The 562-nt window shown below is 41.8% G+C and carries 2 tRNA genes; both read left to right on the top strand.

Annotated features, from left to right (window positions below):
* The first annotated feature begins 105 nt into the window (after positions 1-105).
* A tRNA-Ile gene (locus J3U13_RS11370) sits at positions 106-182 on the top strand.
* A gap of 57 nt (positions 183-239) precedes the next feature.
* Positions 240-315: transfer RNA gene (locus J3U13_RS11365), tRNA-Ala, on the top strand.
* The last annotated feature ends 247 nt before the right edge of the window (positions 316-562 follow it).

Raw genomic sequence — 562 nt, 5'->3', positions numbered from 1 at the left:
GTCGTAACAAGGTAACCGTAGGGGAACCTGCGGTTGGATCACCTCCTTACGAAGTGCTCGTAAGTGTTCACACAGATTGTTTGTTAAGAAAAGAGTCACTTTATTGGGTCTGTAGCTCAGGTGGTTAGAGCGCACCCCTGATAAGGGTGAGGTCGGTGGTTCAAGTCCACTCAGACCCACCAATTCAACTTATTTTTTGCTGATTTTGGCTTTAACGGGTTGAAGAAGTGAAAGAAAATGGGGCTATAGCTCAGCTGGGAGAGCGCCTGCCTTGCACGCAGGAGGCCAGCGGTTCGATCCCGCTTAGCTCCACCATTAAAGAAGTCTCTTTTTAACTAAATTATGTTTGTATTTACTTATAAGAGTAAATAGAAAGATAAAGCTCTTTAACAATTAGGAACAAGCTGAAAGAAACGAGTTCTCGTTTTTACGGAAAGCATTTGTATGAAAATATGAATGTGAAGAAGTAGAAAAGAGAAAAAAGCGTAATTAAAACCAAGACAACTGTGAGTTGTAAGGTTAAGAAATTAAGCGTACACGGTGGATGCCTAGGCAATCAGAG

The organism is Gilliamella sp. B2887, assembly GCF_026537015.1.
Taxonomy (GTDB): domain Bacteria; phylum Pseudomonadota; class Gammaproteobacteria; order Enterobacterales; family Orbaceae; genus Gilliamella.
Note: the sequence above shows the minus strand (reverse complement) of the source record. Positions and strands in the feature narration are given on the sequence as shown.